This is a genomic window from Streptomyces sp. NPDC046909, assembly GCF_040644695.1.
Classification (GTDB): domain Bacteria; phylum Actinomycetota; class Actinomycetes; order Streptomycetales; family Streptomycetaceae; genus Streptomyces.
The window spans coordinates 90,989-105,879 of the sequence record NZ_JBEYXC010000023.1 but is presented as its reverse complement, the minus strand read 5'-3'; the positions used below and the strand labels follow the sequence as shown (position 1 = coordinate 105,879).

General features: G+C 72.4%; 18 protein-coding genes. 8 read left to right on the top strand and 10 right to left on the bottom strand.

Translation table 11 applies throughout. From position 1 onward, the window contains the following. The first annotated feature begins 4 nt into the window (after positions 1-4). Together ABZ928_RS47260 and ABZ928_RS47255 are read left to right on the top strand one after the other, a co-directional pair. Positions 5-610: a TetR family transcriptional regulator gene (locus ABZ928_RS47260; RefSeq protein ID WP_361534261.1), complete on the top strand. Its 606-nt coding sequence runs from the start codon at positions 5-7 to the stop codon at positions 608-610. A 228-nt stretch (positions 611-838) separates the two neighbouring features. Then, positions 839-1,891 (top strand): hypothetical protein, encoded by a 1,053-nt coding sequence (locus ABZ928_RS47255; protein WP_361534258.1) that lies wholly within the window; start codon positions 839-841, stop codon positions 1,889-1,891. Positions 1,892-2,010: 119 nt separating this feature from the next. On the opposite strand, the gene ABZ928_RS47250 is transcribed toward ABZ928_RS47255, so the two are convergent. Beyond that, positions 2,011-3,030: a hypothetical protein gene (locus ABZ928_RS47250; RefSeq protein ID WP_361534255.1), complete on the bottom strand. Its 1,020-nt coding sequence runs from the start codon at positions 3,028-3,030 to the stop codon at positions 2,011-2,013. A gap of 282 nt (positions 3,031-3,312) precedes the next feature. On the opposite strand from ABZ928_RS47250, the gene ABZ928_RS47245 reads away from it, so the two are divergent. The 3 genes from ABZ928_RS47245 to tgmB all read left to right on the top strand — a co-directional run bounded on the left by ABZ928_RS47245 (position 3,313) and on the right by tgmB (position 4,961). Next, positions 3,313-3,588, top strand: coding sequence for a YkvA family protein (locus ABZ928_RS47245; protein ID WP_361534252.1), 276 nt, complete (start codon positions 3,313-3,315; stop codon positions 3,586-3,588). A 190-nt stretch (positions 3,589-3,778) separates the two neighbouring features. Next, positions 3,779-3,970: a putative ATP-grasp-modified RiPP gene (gene tgmA, locus ABZ928_RS47240; RefSeq protein ID WP_361534249.1), complete on the top strand. Its 192-nt coding sequence runs from the start codon at positions 3,779-3,781 to the stop codon at positions 3,968-3,970. A 16-nt stretch (positions 3,971-3,986) separates the two neighbouring features. Continuing rightward, positions 3,987-4,961 (top strand): ATP-grasp ribosomal peptide maturase, encoded by a 975-nt coding sequence (gene tgmB / locus ABZ928_RS47235; protein ID WP_361534246.1) that lies wholly within the window; start codon positions 3,987-3,989, stop codon positions 4,959-4,961. A 19-nt stretch (positions 4,962-4,980) separates the two neighbouring features. On the opposite strand, the gene ABZ928_RS47230 is transcribed toward tgmB, so the two are convergent. From ABZ928_RS47230 to ABZ928_RS47220, 3 genes are all read right to left on the bottom strand, one after another. Then, a complete protein-coding gene (locus tag ABZ928_RS47230; protein WP_361534243.1) occupies positions 4,981-5,532 on the bottom strand; it encodes a YciI family protein in 552 nt (183 codons plus the stop codon). A gap of 51 nt (positions 5,533-5,583) precedes the next feature. After that, a complete protein-coding gene (locus tag ABZ928_RS47225; RefSeq protein ID WP_361534240.1) occupies positions 5,584-5,799 on the bottom strand; it encodes a hypothetical protein in 216 nt (71 codons plus the stop codon). 102 nt (positions 5,800-5,901) lie between these two features. Beyond that, on the bottom strand, positions 5,902-6,357 hold the full coding sequence (locus ABZ928_RS47220) for a DUF2269 family protein (RefSeq protein WP_361534237.1): 456 nt from the start codon (positions 6,355-6,357) through the stop codon (positions 5,902-5,904). A 205-nt stretch (positions 6,358-6,562) separates the two neighbouring features. Here ABZ928_RS47220 and ABZ928_RS47215 point away from each other — a divergent pair, with 205 nt between their 5' ends. After that, the gene (locus ABZ928_RS47215) at positions 6,563-7,534 is read left to right on the top strand and encodes a helix-turn-helix domain-containing protein (protein ID WP_361534234.1); all 972 of its coding nucleotides are present in this window, start codon (positions 6,563-6,565) and stop codon (positions 7,532-7,534) included. Here the strand turns inward: ABZ928_RS47215 and ABZ928_RS47210 are convergent. After that, positions 7,427-7,744, bottom strand: a complete 318-nt coding sequence (locus ABZ928_RS47210) for a DUF5133 domain-containing protein (RefSeq protein ID WP_361534231.1) — start codon at positions 7,742-7,744, stop codon at positions 7,427-7,429. The genes ABZ928_RS47215 and ABZ928_RS47210 overlap by 108 nt on opposite strands. A 253-nt stretch (positions 7,745-7,997) precedes the next feature. On the opposite strand from ABZ928_RS47210, the gene ABZ928_RS47205 reads away from it, so the two are divergent. Further along, positions 7,998-8,324 (top strand): hypothetical protein, encoded by a 327-nt coding sequence (locus tag ABZ928_RS47205; protein ID WP_361534228.1) that lies wholly within the window; start codon positions 7,998-8,000, stop codon positions 8,322-8,324. Positions 8,325-8,363: 39 nt separating this feature from the next. Here ABZ928_RS47205 and ABZ928_RS47200 read toward each other — a convergent pair whose 3' ends face one another. Beyond that, positions 8,364-10,136: an ABC transporter ATP-binding protein gene (locus ABZ928_RS47200; protein ID WP_361534225.1), complete on the bottom strand. Its 1,773-nt coding sequence runs from the start codon at positions 10,134-10,136 to the stop codon at positions 8,364-8,366. A gap of 121 nt (positions 10,137-10,257) precedes the next feature. After that, positions 10,258-11,115: an aldo/keto reductase gene (locus ABZ928_RS47195; protein WP_361534222.1), complete on the bottom strand. Its 858-nt coding sequence runs from the start codon at positions 11,113-11,115 to the stop codon at positions 10,258-10,260. 257 nt (positions 11,116-11,372) lie between these two features. Between ABZ928_RS47195 and ABZ928_RS47190 the strand changes: the two genes are divergently transcribed. After that, positions 11,373-12,251, top strand: a complete 879-nt coding sequence (locus ABZ928_RS47190) for a Gfo/Idh/MocA family oxidoreductase (RefSeq protein WP_361534219.1) — start codon at positions 11,373-11,375, stop codon at positions 12,249-12,251. Positions 12,252-12,484: 233 nt separating this feature from the next. Here the strand turns inward: ABZ928_RS47190 and ABZ928_RS47185 are convergent, their stop codons facing one another. From ABZ928_RS47185 to ABZ928_RS47175, 3 genes are all read right to left on the bottom strand, one after another. Beyond that, positions 12,485-13,453: an aminoglycoside phosphotransferase family protein gene (locus tag ABZ928_RS47185; protein ID WP_361534216.1), complete on the bottom strand. Its 969-nt coding sequence runs from the start codon at positions 13,451-13,453 to the stop codon at positions 12,485-12,487. A 15-nt stretch (positions 13,454-13,468) separates the two neighbouring features. After that, positions 13,469-13,795 (bottom strand): hypothetical protein, encoded by a 327-nt coding sequence (locus ABZ928_RS47180; RefSeq protein WP_361534423.1) that lies wholly within the window; start codon positions 13,793-13,795, stop codon positions 13,469-13,471. A gap of 80 nt (positions 13,796-13,875) precedes the next feature. Next, a complete protein-coding gene (locus ABZ928_RS47175; protein ID WP_361534213.1) occupies positions 13,876-14,775 on the bottom strand; it encodes a GNAT family N-acetyltransferase in 900 nt (299 codons plus the stop codon). Positions 14,776-14,891 lie beyond the last annotated feature (116 nt).

Here is a 14,891-nt window from a genome sequence, read left to right as displayed (position 1 = left end):
TGAGGTGAGCGGAGCAGTGCGTACGAACACCAGAGACATCGCCCGGGCCGCCGTACGGGCCGAACTGGCCCAGGTGGCCTTCGAGTTGTTCCGTCGCGAGGGGTTCGACAAGGTCACCCTCGACGACCTGGCGGCGGCGGCCGGGGTCTCGCGCAGCACCTTCCTGCGCTACTTCGGCACCAAGGAGGACGCCGTGCTCGGCGCCTTCGAGGGGCACGACCGCCGGGTCGCCGACGCGCTGCGCGCCCGTCCCGCGGACGAGGACGAGTGGACGGCGCTGCGGGGCGCGATGGACACCGTCATCGAGCGGTACCACGAGGATCCGGAGGGCTCGCTGGCGACGACCCGGCTCGTCCGGGAAACGCCCGCGCTGTGCGCCCGCCACCTGGAGAAGCAGCACAGCTGGCGTCCCGCCCTGGCGGAGGCGCTGGCCGAGCGGTCGGGTACCGAGGGGCCGCCGACGCTGGCCCAGACGGTGCGGGCGGCCGCCGCGATCGACTGCCTGGGCGTCGCCCTCGACCACTGGACGGCCTCCGAGGGCCGGCTCGATCTGGTCGCCCTGCTGGACGAGGCCTTCGCCGTCCTCGCGCAGCCCGCGACGCGCCGGTGAACAGGACCCGCCCCTAAGCGGATGACGGGCGGGCCCTGTTCGTCCGAGACATTGTGCTGGTCGCGCCCCGCCGGGGACATGGGTGAACGGCGACCACCCGAGGTGCGTCGCGCACACCCCGAGTGCGCGGGCGCGCGCGGCACCGCTCGGGACACCCCCGCGTGAACCGGGCCTACCTGCGGTGACGATACTGGTGGGTGCACGATCCCCCGCCCCACAGATGGACTCATGCAGATCTCCCCCGCGCCCCTGCCCCTCACCGTGTGGCCCGCCCGCGGCCGCCACGTCGGTTCCGCCGCCGCCGAGGTCCTGCGCGTCAACCTGCGGCAGCTCAAGGACGGCGCGGTCGTCGACGACTTCCACGAGCTCAAGGAGGAGCGGGCCTTCGAGGCCCGCTGGCGGGTCGACGGCGAGGTGACCGTACGGGCCCGGCTCACCCTCGGTCCCGGCGACGAGTGGGTCCTGGCGGCGGAGGCGGAACAGCCCTGGCGGCCCCGATGGCCGTCCCCCGTCGGCATGTTCTGGCCGCTCGGCCCGGACGCGGACTGGGACCACGACACCGTCGCGGGGCTGCGGTTCCGGGAGGCCAACCGGCTGCCCGAGGACGACAAGGAGCTGCGGCGCCTGCTGCGGGACTGTGTGCGCGGTTCCTGGGCCGTGCACATCGTCGTCCACGAGGCCATGACCCCGGACGACCGCGGCCTCCGCCCGCTCACCGGGCATCTGCCGTCGAGCCTGCGCCACCGCGTGGTGGAGCACCGGGCGGCGCCGCACCAGCTGCGGGCCGTCAACTGGGCGCTCAAGGAGTTCGGCGTGCAGGTCCCGCGCGGCGGCGCCGTCGTCCTGCCCCCGCTCCCCTTCGACCACGACGCCGACGAGTTCTCCGTACGCAGTGTCTTCCTGGACGGCTCGGAGCCGACGGAGCTGATCGACGCCGTGACCCGCTTCACCGCGCTGCCGCGGCCCTTCCCGGAAGGTGCCGAGGAGGCGGTCACCGCGCTGCGCGAGCGGTGGCGGCTGACGACGCTCGAAGAGGAACTGGCCCGTCAGCGCGAGCTGGTCACGATGTACGCCGAGGCGCTCGACGCGATGACGAAGTCCCGTGACCTCTACCGCGAGGCCGCCGAGCGCGCCAACGAGGCGCTGGCCGCCTACCGCGAGGCGGGCGGCCTCGAGCCCGCCGAGCCGCCCGCCGAACCGCCCGGCTCACCGTTGCAGCAGCTCACCCGGACCCTCGAACGCTTCAAGCCCCGCAAGGCCCCACGAGAAGGGGGCGGTTGAGCAGCGAGGGCACGCGCGCGTGCGGGGCGTCGGCGTCGGCCCAAGCGGGCGGCGCGGTCATGACGGCGGCCTCGCCACCGTCGTACCACGGGAGTTGACCGCGGCGCCCGCGGAAGGCCCTACTCGGCCAGCAGGCGGTCCGCCGCGCTTCGCCTCGGTGTGTGCGAGGCCAGGCGGACGACCAGCGCGGTCAGTGCCGCCAGGGCCGCGCACACGGCGGCGAGGCCCGCGAGCCAGGCCGGTGCCAGGGTGAGGTCGAGGGCCCCGGCGAGTCTGCCCGAGGCGAAGCGGCTCGCGTACAGCTGGGACGCGGCCAGGGCCGCCGGGAGCAGGACCGCGCCGGCCAGCACCGGGAGCGCGGGGCGTGCGGCCACCAGCAGGCCGAGCAGCAGGCACAGGGCGCTCAGGCCGAGGACGAGGCCGTAGCGGCGCACGGACACGCCGTCCTGGTGCACCGGAAAGTGGGCGACGGCACAGATCAGCAGGGCCAGGGCGGTGAGCCGGCCGGGCCAGGCGGGGGCCGTCCTGGAGCGCGGGCGCACCGGGCCGGTGAGCCCGGCGGGGACCGGTGCCGGATCGACGTCGTCGACCGGGGTGGCCGGTTCGGCGGCCTGGGGCGGGTGTGTTCCCCGGCGTTCCTCGGCCAGGCGTCCGATGAGGTCCACGAGTTCCTCGACGGGCCGGCCGGTGGCGGCCGCCCTGACCGCCTCCTGCCCGCAGTGGGGCTGGAGCGGTGCCTGCTGGAGGAGGGCCATCAGCCGGGTCACGTCCTCGACCGGGCGGGACTCGGCGGCGGCGCGGATCGCCTCGTCGGCGCTCGCCGCGTCCCGGGGCGGGCGGGTGAGCAGCACGACCAGCCTGGTCACGTCGTCCACGGAACGGTTCACGCCGACCGCGCGGAGCGCGTCGACCGTGGCCCGCGCGTAGAGCGGGGACTGTTCGAGCAGCGTGATGAGCTGGGCCACCTCTTCCAGCGGCCGGTCGGCCACGGCGGCGCGCACCAGGCCGTCGACCGGGTCGCCGTACGCCGCCGGTCCGCTCGCGCCTTCGACGACGGGCAGCGGGCTCAGGGAGCCGGTGTTCTCCGTGGCGGGTATGGCGGGGTCGTTCGACTGCGGGGTTGACGAGCGAGTGCTCATGCTCAGGTCTCCAAGGGAGTGGATACGGCCGCTGCCGCGCGCCCCGACGCGCCACGCGACGTTACGGTGACCATTACTAGGTGCCGGTGCCGGGCCGTGCCACTCGGATGCGCCACGCGTATGACTGCCGCCCGGCGCCCACACCCCAGCACTCCCACTGGTGTTCGAGTGCACCCGTTTGACCTCCGGGGGCAATACCGGCGCCCCGAGGGGGAATCCGAGTATGCGTGCGCACTTCACGGCGCCCCGGAACCTCGCGGCGTCCCGTACGGAGGAGGGCCGTTGGACATCACCACCCGATGGATCGCCGTCGCCGCGCTCCTCGCGGCGGCCGTCCTGGCCGTCGCGGTCGCGGTGTTCGTACGGCTGGTGCGGGCCCGGCGCGGTCTGGAGCGGGCCGGGCTTCCGACCGGTCCGCGCTGGGTCTTCTGGGGTGCGCTGGCGTACTTCTTCCTGCCGGCGGACCTGGTGCCCGATCCCGTGTACCTCGACGACATCGGGGTCCTGCTCCTGGCCTTGCGCACCATGCGCAGACATTCACGCAGTGAACCTGTCTGAGTTCACCCACGTCTCCTCCGTTGTCCGGTCCGTCGGCCGGACTATCAACCGCCTATGACTACGCAGCGTAAGGAAACCAATCACCCGTTCGATTCGTATAAGTCTCAGGAAGCCGACGGAAGTCGGCGGCCCGGGCGACGGCGCAAGGTGACCATCGCTGGATCGGCGCAGGATTCACGAGGGAGAGACGATGCAACCGTTCGCGCTCAACTACGCACGTCCGGCAGCGGAGTCGGAGGTCATGGCTCCGTATGTCTACGACACCGGGCTGCAGTTGAACGTGCTCTCGGACGGGCGGATCGCCGCCCATGACCGGGCACTGCTGAGAGAGCTCGGGACCACGACCTCCACCGCGGGGTCGAAGACGCACTTCGACGACTGAACACGGGCGGCCACACATGACCGTGTTGATCCTGACCTGTGAAGCGGATGTCACCGCCGACATGGTGGTGGTCCATCTGCACGCCACGGGGGTTCCGGTGGTCCGCCTCGACCCCGCCGACCTGACCGAGGGCGCGGCGCTGTCGGGCGAGTACGTGCACGGGGCGTTCCGCGGCCATCTGTCGTCGGGGGGACGGCTGGTGAGCATCGGCGGGCTGCGGTCCGTCTGGGTGCGCCGCCCCGGCACCGCGGCGACCCGGGCGGCCCAGCCCTCGGGCTGGCTGACCGAGGAGTCGTCCCAGGCGCTGTACGGGATGCTCCGCAGCTCGGGGGCGCGCTGGATGAACCACCCCGACGCGGCCCGCCGGGCCCGGCACAAGCCCTGGCAGCTGCGGCACGCCCAGCGCAGTGGACTGCCCGTGCCGGCCACCCTGATCACGACCTTCCCGCAGGCCGCCCGGGAGTTCTCCGCGCGCTATCCGGACCTGGTGGTCAAGCCGGTCTCCGGGGCGCATCCGCAGGACCCGCCCCGGGCGGTGCCGACCAGCCGGGTGGCCCCTGACACGGACTTCGCCGCCGTCGCCTTCGGACCCACGCTGCTCCAGCGGCGGGTCGCCAAACGGGCGGACATACGGCTCACCGTGGTGGGCGAGCGGATGCTGGCCGCCCGCAAGGTGACCGCGGCGGACGACGAGGTGGACGTCCGGTTCGCCTCCCCCGCCTCCCCGTGGCGCGCCACCGATGTGCCGCCCCGGGTCGCGGACGCGGTGCGCGCCTATATGCGGGACGCCGAACTGGCCTACGGTGCCTTCGACTTCGCCGAGGACGCCGACGGGACCTGGTGGTTCCTGGAGTGCAACCAGTCGGGACAGTTCGGCTTCGTCGAGGTGGAGACGGGTCAGCCGATCGCCCGCAGCATCGCCGAGTGGCTGGCCCGCCCCGAGCCGGGCGCCGAGGCGCACGCCAACGGCAGGGACACCGCGGCGACTTGAGCGTCCTGGCCTGTCGGCTCTATCGGCGTCCGCCGAACTCCCAGTCGTGGACCTCGATGTCCGCGTACCGGTCCGCGGTCAGGACGGCGCGTGCCGTGTCCGGGTCCGGGGCCCGGAGCAGTACCGCGGTCCCCAGCCAGGTCTCGCCGTCGTCGGACAACAGCGGCCCGTACGCGACGAGTTCGTCCCGGTCGGGCGGTACGTCGAGGTCGGCGGCCTGACCGGCGGTGCCGAGGCCGAGCACCAGGTACCGGTCGTCGCCGGTGCGGCCGCCGGGGAAGTCCCACATGGTGCGGCCCAGCAGATTGCGCCACCGGCGCAGCAGCACGTCCCGGTACGCGCCGGCCTGGTATCCGGGCTCGTCGAAGGCGAACGCGCGGGCGGCGGCGGGGTCCGGCAGATCCACGATGTGCACACTGCCGGTGGGCGTCTCCCCGTCGGCGCCGAAGGTCGGGCCGCGGGCGATCAGCTCCTTGGCGTACCGGTCCATGTAGGACCAGTGCTCTTCCAGCAGCTCCTCCCGCAGCGGGAGGGAGCCGGGCCGGTCACGGTGGTAGCAGAAGAACTCCATGCCCCGGACCCTGCTCGATGCCCGGCCGCGGCTCAACAGGGTTTCACGGTGTCACAGCTGTCCGGGGCCGGGCATGAGGGCGTTGCGCTGCCACTGCGGGGCCGGGGTGGTCGGCAGCTCCCCCAGGTGGGAACGGCCCATGGACATCAGGGGCTGCATGACGAACTCCAGTTCCCTGCTGACTCGCTCGGCCTCCCTGCGAACCTGAGTGGGTACGTCGCCGCGCTCCGCGATGAGTCGGTCATAGATGGGGGAATCCTGGAACACCCGTCAACGTGCCTTTCGTGTCATGGCCCATATGTATGGGCGCAGCTGCCGAGTCTAGGCGCCCCTGCACCCTGCGGGGTGAATTCGCCCGTTCGGCTTGACTCAGGCTCCCGTCGTGGAACCGGGGCGGACGATCATGAGGACGGTGACGGTGGCCCACAGCAGGTTGAAGATGCCGGTGAGCATGGCGAGTTGAACCGTGCCGGACCGGTCGACCGACTGCCCCTCGCCCACCTGTTCCAGCAGCTCCTCCTGGCGGGGCAGCACGAAGGCGACGAGGATCCCGGCGGCCACGGCGGTCAGGGTGATGGAGATGATCAGCCAGCCGTCGCCCAGGATGCCCATCGCGGCGGCGGTGGCGAAGCCGAGCAGGGGCACCGCCAGACCGAGGCGGGCGTAGAAGCGGCAGACGCGGTGCAGCAGGGCAACGGTGGCCTGGCCGCCCTCGGGGGTGCCGGCGCGGCGCGCGGCCGGCGGGAACATGCTGGCCGCGACGGTGACGGGGCCGATGGCGACGATGGCGGCCAGGACATGGAGGGACAGCAGGAACTTGGTCATCGGGAGGTGTCCAGGGGCGGTCGGCGGGACGGGTCGACGGCCACGCTAAAGATCCTTTCGCCGGGCGCACAGTGGCTGGAACGACAGGATCCGACAGATTCCCGCCAACTGCTTCAGCAGCGAATCCTTGTCCGATCCGTCTTCGTCATGCGGCTTCTTCATGCGGCTTGGACCGGGTGGCGGGAACCTGCCTATCGTGGCGTTCATGCACACCGTGGCGATCCTCGCTCTCGACCAGGTGGTGCCGTTCGACATGGCGGCACCCATGCAGGTCTTCGACTGGACGCGGCTGCCGGACGGCCGCCGGCCCTACCGGATCCGGCTGTGCGCCGAGTCCCCCGAGGTCCGGGCCGACGGCGGTTTCTCGCTGCGCGTCGAGCGCGGCCTGGAGGCGCTGGCGGACGCGGACACGGTGATCGTGCCGGGCTGCTCCCCGGCGGCCGGACCGACACCGGCGCCCGTCCTGGACGCACTGCGGCGGGTGGCGCAGGCGGGCACCCGGATCGCCTCGGTGTGCACGGGTGCCTTCGTGCTGGCCGAGGCGGGGCTGCTGGACGGACTGCGCGCGACCACGCACTGGGTGGCCGCCCAGGAACTGGCCCGGCGCTTTCCCGAGGTCCGGGTCGAGCCGGACGTCCTCTACGTCGACAACGGCCGGATCCTGACCTCGGCCGGGGCCGCCGCGGGGCTCGACATGTGTCTGCACATGATCCGGCGCGACCTCGGCTCCGCGGTCGCCGCCGACGCCGCCCGGATGTCCGTCATGCCGCTCGAACGCGAGGGCGGACAGGCCCAGTTCATCGTCCACGACCATCCGCCGGTGCCGCGCGGCTCGACCCTCGAACCCCTGCTGGAGTGGATCGAGGACCATCTGGCCGAGGAACTCACCCTGGCGGCGATGGCGTCCCGTTCCGGGATGAGCGAGCGCACCTTCAGCCGCCGGTTCCGTGAGCAGACCGGCAGCACACCGTTGCAGTGGCTGTTGCGGGCGCGGGTGCGGCGCGCCCAGTACCTGCTGGAGAACAGCGATCATCCGGTCGAACGCATCGCGCGGCAGACCGGGTTCGGCTCACCGACCGCTTTCCGCGAGCGGTTCCGCCGGGTGGTCGGCACCAGTCCGCAGGCCTACCGTTCGGCGTTCCACGGGAGGACGGGGGCCCCGGTCGCGCGTGCCTGAACCGGCGGCGGCGGTGCCGGCCATGAGCAGGGCGTCCGCCTTGGCGACCGCGTCGTAGACGTCGGTGGTGCCCATCATGACGCACAGCGTGTAGCTGACGTCCTCCAACTCCCTTGCCGTTTCCGGCCTGCCACGCTCCGCGTAGGCGATCCGCAGGGACGCGTACCGCGTGAGCAGCTTTCTGACGGCTTTCGGGTCCGGAACCAGCACGGAGAGCCCCTCTCTTCACTTATCGCATGCGTGTGCCCAGGCAAGGGAAGACCAGTCCCGCTCTTCGCTCTCCGGCCCGCGATTGACGGAATCCTGTCGCCCGGTGCCCGACTCGCGCTCGATTCCCGCCGGTGCGCAACCCACAGGAGTGACGTTCCGGCGGGTACCGCGCCCACCCGCTTCCCTCCGGGCCGCGGACAGTTGAACAGGGGGCTCAAGTACGCACAGCCGACTGTACGAACGGTGTACGCCCATGAACTGCCCCCGGCGCCTGCTCTACGCGCTCTACGTCACCACGAGCGCCGGCCTCGCCTGGACCACGGCCCTCGAGTTCCGGCACGGCCCCGCGTGGGCCGGGTTCCTCTTCGCCGCCGCGAGCCTCGTCCCGCTCATCGCGGTCATCCGCGAATCGGAGATGCCCCACGAGCCCTTCATCGCGTACGGCGTCGCGGCCGGCGCGCACGAGGACGTCGTGCGCGCCGAGCTGGACGGCGCGTGCTGCGAACGCTGGTGGACGAGTTGCGGCACGGATCACGACACGACGTGTCCGCACCGCATCCCGCGCAGCAGCGCCGCCTGAGAGCCCTGCCGCCAGGTCGCCCGACGTCCGACGCCTGCCTCAGGCGACCTGGCCGCTGTGCAGGGCCGTGTACGCCCCGCCCCGCGACAGGAGTTCCTCGTGCGTGCCGATCTCCTGGATCCGGCCGTCGCCCATCACGACGATCCGGTCGGCGCCCCGCACGGTGGACAGCCGGTGCGCCACCACGAACGTGGTACGGCCGCGCAGCAGCCGGGCGAGCGCCTGCTGCACCAGGGCCTCGGAGCGGGTGTCGAGGGCCGAGGTCGCCTCGTCAAGGACCAGCACCCTGGGGTCCCTGATCAGGGCGCGCGCGATGGCGAGCCGCTGCCGCTGGCCGCCCGACAGCCGGGCGCCGCGCTCGCCGACGACCGTGTCCAGGCCCTGCGGGAGCCGCTCGACGAACTCCAGCGCGTTGGCGTCCCGCAGCGCGGCCCGCACCGCCTCCTCGTCGGCCTCGTCCTCCATGCCGTAGGCGACGTTCTCGCGGATCGTGCCGTCGAAGAGGATCGACTCCTGCGGCACGACGGAGACGTACCGCCGGTAGGTGCGCAGGTCGAGGCCGTTCATGTCGGTGCCGTCGAGCAGCAGCCGGCCGGAGGTCGGGCGGATGAAGCCGATGACGAGGTTGAGCACGGTGGACTTGCCCGCGCCGGACGCGCCGACCAGGGCGATGGTCTCCCCCGGCCGCACGGAGAGGGTGAAGTCGTGCACGGCGGGCCGTTCGCCGTCCGTGTAGGCGTGCCCGACCCGCTCGAAGGCCACGGCCCCGCGCACCTCGGACACCTGCGACTTGCCCTCGTTGTCCTCCAGTTCGGGCGCCTGGAGGACCTCGCCGACCGAACGCACGGACTCCAGGCCCTTGGTGATCACCGGAGCGAGACCCGCCAGCGTCGTCGTCGAGTTGGTGAGCGTGGTCAGGAAGGCGCTGAGCATCACGACGTCGCCGGGGGTGACGCCCCAGACGCCGTGGTACGACACCAGCGCCGCACCGGCGAGGACGAGCACACCGACGACGTTGAGCACGACCCAGGCCAGCGAGCCGAAGCGGCCGTTGACGAGGTCGAGCCGGTTGCCCGAGGTGAGCAGCCGGTCGAGGGTGCCGTCCATGCGGCGCAGTGCCTTGCGCTCCAGGCCGTGGGCGCGGGTGACCGGGATGAGCCGGGTCATCTCGGTCACGCGGGACGAGAGGGTCTCCACCTCGTGGCGGAAGTGCTCGTTGTGGGTGCGCAGCCGGGCCCTGAGGCGGGCCACGACGAGCGCGGCGGCGGGCACGACGACGAGGAACACCGGCAGGAACTCCGGTGTGCGCACACCGATGATGACGAGGCCGCCGATGAGGACGGTGCCCGCGCCGAGCCCGGTCTCCGCGGTCTGCTGCACCATCTGCTCCACGGTCTCCACGTCCCGTACGACCTTGGCCTGGAGCACACCGGCGCTGACGCGGGAGTGGTAGCCGATGGACAGCTGCTGCATCCGGGTGCAGAGCGCGGAGCGCAGGGAGGTGCCCATGCGGCGGACGCTGCCGTACAGGAGGCGGACATAGAGGACGTGCAGGGGGTAGTTGACCAGCAGGATCAGCAGAATGATCCCGGTGCTCAGCCAGAGTCGGCCGATCGGCCCGTGCTCGACGACGGTGTCGATGATGGACGCGGTGATCAGCGGCAGCAGCCAGACCGGGCTGTGCTTGACGGTGAAGATGCCGACCGCGGCGGCGAGGCGGCCGCGGTCGGCGCGGAACAGGTAGGCGAGGGTGCGGACAGGGTGCTCGCCCCGGTAGCGGTGGTCGAGCGGTCTCTCCAACGGCGAGGCCATTGGCGGTGGTTCCTTCCGAGGGTCCGGATCAGCAGGTCTCCGGCCGGCGACCTGCCGGCAAGCGGCTTCCTGGCAAGCACGCAGCCTGCCAGCAAGCGCTTTCTCCCCACCTCGCCCCGCTCTACACCGCGTCGAGCGCGGCGATCTCCTCGGCCGTGAGAACGAGTTCGGCCGCGGCGACCGAGTCACGGATCGTCTCCGGGCGGCTGGCGCCCGGGATCGGTACGACGACCGGTGACTTGGCGAGCATCCATGCCAGGCACACACGCTGCGGGCTCACCCCGTGCTCCTCGGCGATCCGGGCGAACGGCGCGTAGGCGGAGCCCAGTTCACGGGCCCGGGAGATCCCGCCCAGGGGGCTCCAGGGCAGGAAAGTGATGCCGAGTTCGTCGCACAGGCGCAGCTCCGGCTCGCTGGAGCGGAACGCCGGGGAGAACTGGTTCTGCACGGAGACCAGCCGGCCCCCGAGGATGTCCTGGGCCTGCCGGATCTGCTCCGGGTTCGCGTTGGAGATCCCCGCGAGCCGGATCTTCCCCTCGTCCAGCAGGTCCCGTACGGCGCCGACCGACTCCGCGTACGGCACGCGCGGGTCGGGCCGGTGGAACTGGTACAGCCCGATGGCCTCCACGCCGAGCCGGCGCAGGGACGCCTCGCAGGCCTCCTTGAGGTGCTTCGGGCTGCCGTCGAGGGTCCAGCTGCCGTCGCCGGGCCGCAGATGGCCGCCCTTGGTGGCGACCAGGACGTCCGCGCCCCGCTCGTGGGAGGAGAGGGCCTTGGCGATCAGGGTCTCGTTGTGGCCGACCTCGTCGGCGTCGCGGTGGTAGGCGTCCGCGGTGTCGATGAGGGTGACGCCCGCGTCGAGGGCGGCGTGCAGGGTGGCCAGGGAACGCGCCTCGTCGGGCCGCCCCTCGATCGACATGGGCATCCCGCCCAGGCCTATGGCGCTGACCTCGACATCACCGATGCGTCGTGTGGGCATGGGTCGTGACCTCATTCCGGCGGGTGGGTGCGGCAAGCGGTTTCGCCACGGCGTACGGGCACCAGCCTGGCCCGGTCCGCGGCCGGAGGTCCAATAGAAGAAAGTGAACGCATTCAGCACTCACAGGCCTGAATTGCGGCGTGTGTCAGGGCCGGTTCGGTCCTTGTCCTCCACTTGGTTGCGCGGCCTTCGGGTGCGTGTGGCACGCTCCCCTTCGACCGGTCGTTCCCTGTTCGGCGGTGTGGAAAGGCGGCGGTATGCGCATCGGACTGCTCGGCACGGGCCCCTGGGCCGAGGGGGCGCACGCGCCCGCCCTGAGCCGGCACGGCGAGCTGGAGTTCGCCGGGGTGTGGGGGCGTCGCCCGGACGCCGCCAAGGAGTTGGCGGGCCGGTTCGGCACCCGGGCCTACGACGACGTCGACGCGCTGTTCGCCGACGTGGACGCCGTCGCGGTGGCCCTGCCGCCCGCCGTGCAGGCCGGCCTCGCGGTGCGGGCGGCGCGGGCGGGCTGCCATCTGCTGCTGGACAAGCCGCTCGCGCCGACGGTCGAGGAGGGCCGGGCCGTGGTGGAGGCGGTGCGGGAGGCCCAGGTCGCCTCGGTCGTCTTCTTCACCACCAGGTTCCAGAGCGTCACCGAGGCATGGATCACCGAACAGGCCGCCGTCGAGGGCTGGTTCACCGCGCGGGCCGAGTGGCTCGGCGCGGTGTTCACCACGGACAGCCCGTTCGGGGCGTCCCCGTGGCGGCGGGAGAAGGGCGCGCTGTGGGACGTGGGCCCGCACGCCCTGTCGGTGCTGCTACCGGTCCTGGGTGACGTACGGCAGGTCGCGGCGGCCGCGCACGGTCCCGCGGACACCGTGCACCTGGTCCTCGAACACACCGGTGGCGCGTCGAGCACCCTCACGCTGAGCCTGACGGCCCCGCCCGCGGCGGCGGGAGCCTCCGTGGAACTGCGGGGCGAGGCCGGGGTGGCGCTGCTCCCGCGCAGCCCGGACGGCGCGGTCCCCGCGCTCGAACGCGCCGCGGACGCCCTGCTCGCCGCCGCCCGCACCGGCCGCCCGCATCCGTGCGACGCCGCGTTCGGGCTGCGGGTCACGGAGATCCTGTCGACGGCGGAGGGGATGCTCACGGGGTGAGGATGGCCGGCGGTCGGTGCGGTGGGGCTGCTTGCCGGGTGTGGGGCCGCGAGTCGGTACGGAGGGGCTGCTTGCCCGGTGTTGAGGCTGCCAGTCGGCCGGAACGGCCGCTCGCCGGGAGTCGGGGCCGCCAGCCGACCGGAGGGACCGCCCACCGGGAGTCGGGGCCGCCAGTCGGCGCGGAGGCCCTGCCGGTCGCTGACACCGGGGCGCCGTTCACCCACTGAGGCCGATCACCACTCGGTGGCGACGGCCTCCGTCAGTCGGGCGAGGGCGGCCGGGTCCGGCAGGCTCGCCAGCGTCTCGACGGCCATCCGGCTTCCGAACTCGCGCTGTTCCGGGGTCACATGGGGGTCGATCGCGCACTCGGCCTGGACGCGCACGAAGTTCAGGTCGGTCGCGATCAGCATGGAGAACGAGTCCAGGCTCTTCACCGTCGCCCGGCCTCCCGCGTCGACGTACGCCCGCACGAGCCGTCGGGCGGCGTCGGCCGAGAAGTCGTTGCCGCCCGCCCACACGTACACGGCACGGGCGAGTTCGCGTTCCGCCGAGACGGGCCCGGCGTTGTCCCAGTCGAGGAGGATGGGACCGGCCGGGCCGACCAGGACGTTCTGGGGCCGCATGTCGAGGTGCGATGTCACCACGTCGGCCGGGCCGGAGGCGGAGACGTGGCGGGCGAGCTCCGGTATCCGGGTGTCGATGAACCGGCCGAGCGTGTCCGCCCACGGCAGCCCGGCCCGGCGGATCTCCGCGTGCAGCCTCGTCCAGTCGGCGTCCTGGGGACACTCCTCGTACCAGGCGTCCGGTGTCTCGCGCGCCCCCTCTCCGGCCCGGTGGAGGAGGGCGAGGGTTCGGCCGCACCAGCTCAGCAGTGCCGGGTCCGAGGGGTCCGCCTCGGTGCCGTCGACCCAGTCGTACAGCTTCACGTGGGAGCCGGTGAGCCGCGTGACATGGGTGCCGTCGCGGTTCGGGAGTAGCCGGGGCGCCGAGATCCCCAGCTTCTCCGAGGCGTCGCGCAGCGCGGCCTCCCGCCGGACCTGTTCCTCGTCGCAGCCGAAGAGCAGTTCCTTCACCGCCCAGGCCGAGTCGGGCCCGGACAGCTTCCAGATCTGCCCCAGCGCGCCGCGCGTGACGGGTGTGAAGGTCCACGGTCCGTCACCGAGTGCGTAGGTCTCCGCGATTGACACCGCTGCGCTCTGCATACAGGTCCTCGTCACCTATTCGTCGAACGGTTCGTCGCTCCACCGGAACCAGGCCCGGTCCCCGTCGATGTGCAGCAGGAACTCGGGGACCGGGCCGTCCGGCGAGCACAGGGACACACGTCGCCTGATCTCGTCGTAGACCCGCTCCCACTCCTCCCCCTCGCCCCCTTCCACCAAGGCGAGTTCGCGCGCGAACAGCTCTCGGAGGGCGTCGAAGGCGGGTGCGGCGGTGAAGCGGCCCGACAGCCAGGGGAAGTCGGCGTCGTCGATCAGGATCTCCCCCACCGGCTCGTCGCCGCTGTGCGGATGCCGCAGATGCCAGACCTGGCCGTCGAACCCCAACTCCGCCTCCGCCACCTGGTGCCGCTGCTCACCGACACCTTGCCATCCGGCACTGACAGTCGGGCCTTCTACCGGGCTTCCTACCCCTGGTCGGCGGGGCGGTGGAAGTTCACCCTCTCCCTCGTGACCGGGTAGCCGACCTTGGCGAAGTGCGCGGCCATCGGCAGGTTGCCCTGGTCCGTGTCGGCGACGATGCGGTCGGCGCCCTGCTCCGCGAGGAAGTGGGTGCACTCGGTCAGCAGGTCGTAGGCGTAGCCGTGGCCGCGCTGTTCGGGGACGACGCCGATGAAGCCGACGATCGGGGCCTGGTGGTTGCGGGCCGGGACATGGATGCCCACCAGGTCGCCCTCCGGTGTCCGGGCGACCTGCCACCACGCGCGCGGGGACGGGCACCAGCGGAAGAAGTCGAGCTCCTCCTGGGCCGCCCGGTCGAGGCCGCCCTCGGCGATGGTCTTGAGCGTGTGGGCGTCCAGGGTCGCGGAGTGGATGCGGCGCAGCGCGTCGAAGAAGACCGCGTCGTCCGGTTCGGCGGCGAAGACCAGACGGCCCGGTCGCTCCGGCAGACCGCACTCGGGGGTCCAGTTGTACTTGAAGCGCTCGACCAGGAGCTCGTACCCGGCGGAGCGTGCGGCGGCGAAGCGGGCCTCGACGGCCGCGCGGAGCGCCGGGTCCTCGCGCCAGCCGGGCGGGAGGCTGAAGTCGATGTCGACCTGCCAGAGCGCCGTGCGCAGGAGTTCGGCGGCCGCCTCCGTCTCGCCTTCGGCCAGGTCGAGCCGGTCGACGCAGAGCGGTTCGGTGTCGTCGGGGCCGCCCCACCAGGCGGCGCGGGCGACGATCCGGCCGTCGCGCACCGCCACGCGCTGCCATTCGGGGCGGTGTTGGGTCAGCGGGTGTGCTTCGCGCACGCCGAGCGGGTCGGGCAGGGAGTCGAACTCGTGGGCGGTGCTCTCGTCGAGAGCGCGGATGACCAGAGCGGTCATGGATTCCTCCGGGATGTGAACTGCGTGGAGCGCTCCCGGGAAGGTCAGATGCACACGCCGGGGGCAACGGGAAGGGAGCGCTGGATGTGGATGAACTGCATGGCTCTCGCCTCCTT

Coding starts and splice junctions, on each gene's coding strand:
- tgmA (WP_361534249.1), top strand. CDS start 3,779: ATGCAACCGTTCGCGCTCAACTACGCACGTCCGGCAGCGGAGTCGGAG.
- ABZ928_RS47200 (WP_361534225.1), bottom strand. CDS start 10,136: ATGGCCTCGCCGTTGGAGAGACCGCTCGACCACCGCTACCGGGGCGAG.
- ABZ928_RS47250 (WP_361534255.1), bottom strand. CDS start 3,030: ATGAGCACTCGCTCGTCAACCCCGCAGTCGAACGACCCCGCCATACCC.
- ABZ928_RS47195 (WP_361534222.1), bottom strand. CDS start 11,115: ATGCCCACACGACGCATCGGTGATGTCGAGGTCAGCGCCATAGGCCTG.
- ABZ928_RS47215 (WP_361534234.1), top strand. CDS start 6,563: ATGCACACCGTGGCGATCCTCGCTCTCGACCAGGTGGTGCCGTTCGAC.
- ABZ928_RS47205 (WP_361534228.1), top strand. CDS start 7,998: ATGAACTGCCCCCGGCGCCTGCTCTACGCGCTCTACGTCACCACGAGC.
- ABZ928_RS47185 (WP_361534216.1), bottom strand. CDS start 13,453: ATGCAGAGCGCAGCGGTGTCAATCGCGGAGACCTACGCACTCGGTGAC.
- ABZ928_RS47190 (WP_361534219.1), top strand. CDS start 11,373: ATGCGCATCGGACTGCTCGGCACGGGCCCCTGGGCCGAGGGGGCGCAC.
- ABZ928_RS47175 (WP_361534213.1), bottom strand. CDS start 14,775: ATGACCGCTCTGGTCATCCGCGCTCTCGACGAGAGCACCGCCCACGAG.
- ABZ928_RS47255 (WP_361534258.1), top strand. CDS start 839: ATGCAGATCTCCCCCGCGCCCCTGCCCCTCACCGTGTGGCCCGCCCGC.
- ABZ928_RS47230 (WP_361534243.1), bottom strand. CDS start 5,532: ATGGAGTTCTTCTGCTACCACCGTGACCGGCCCGGCTCCCTCCCGCTG.
- ABZ928_RS47220 (WP_361534237.1), bottom strand. CDS start 6,357: ATGACCAAGTTCCTGCTGTCCCTCCATGTCCTGGCCGCCATCGTCGCC.
- tgmB (WP_361534246.1), top strand. CDS start 3,987: ATGACCGTGTTGATCCTGACCTGTGAAGCGGATGTCACCGCCGACATG.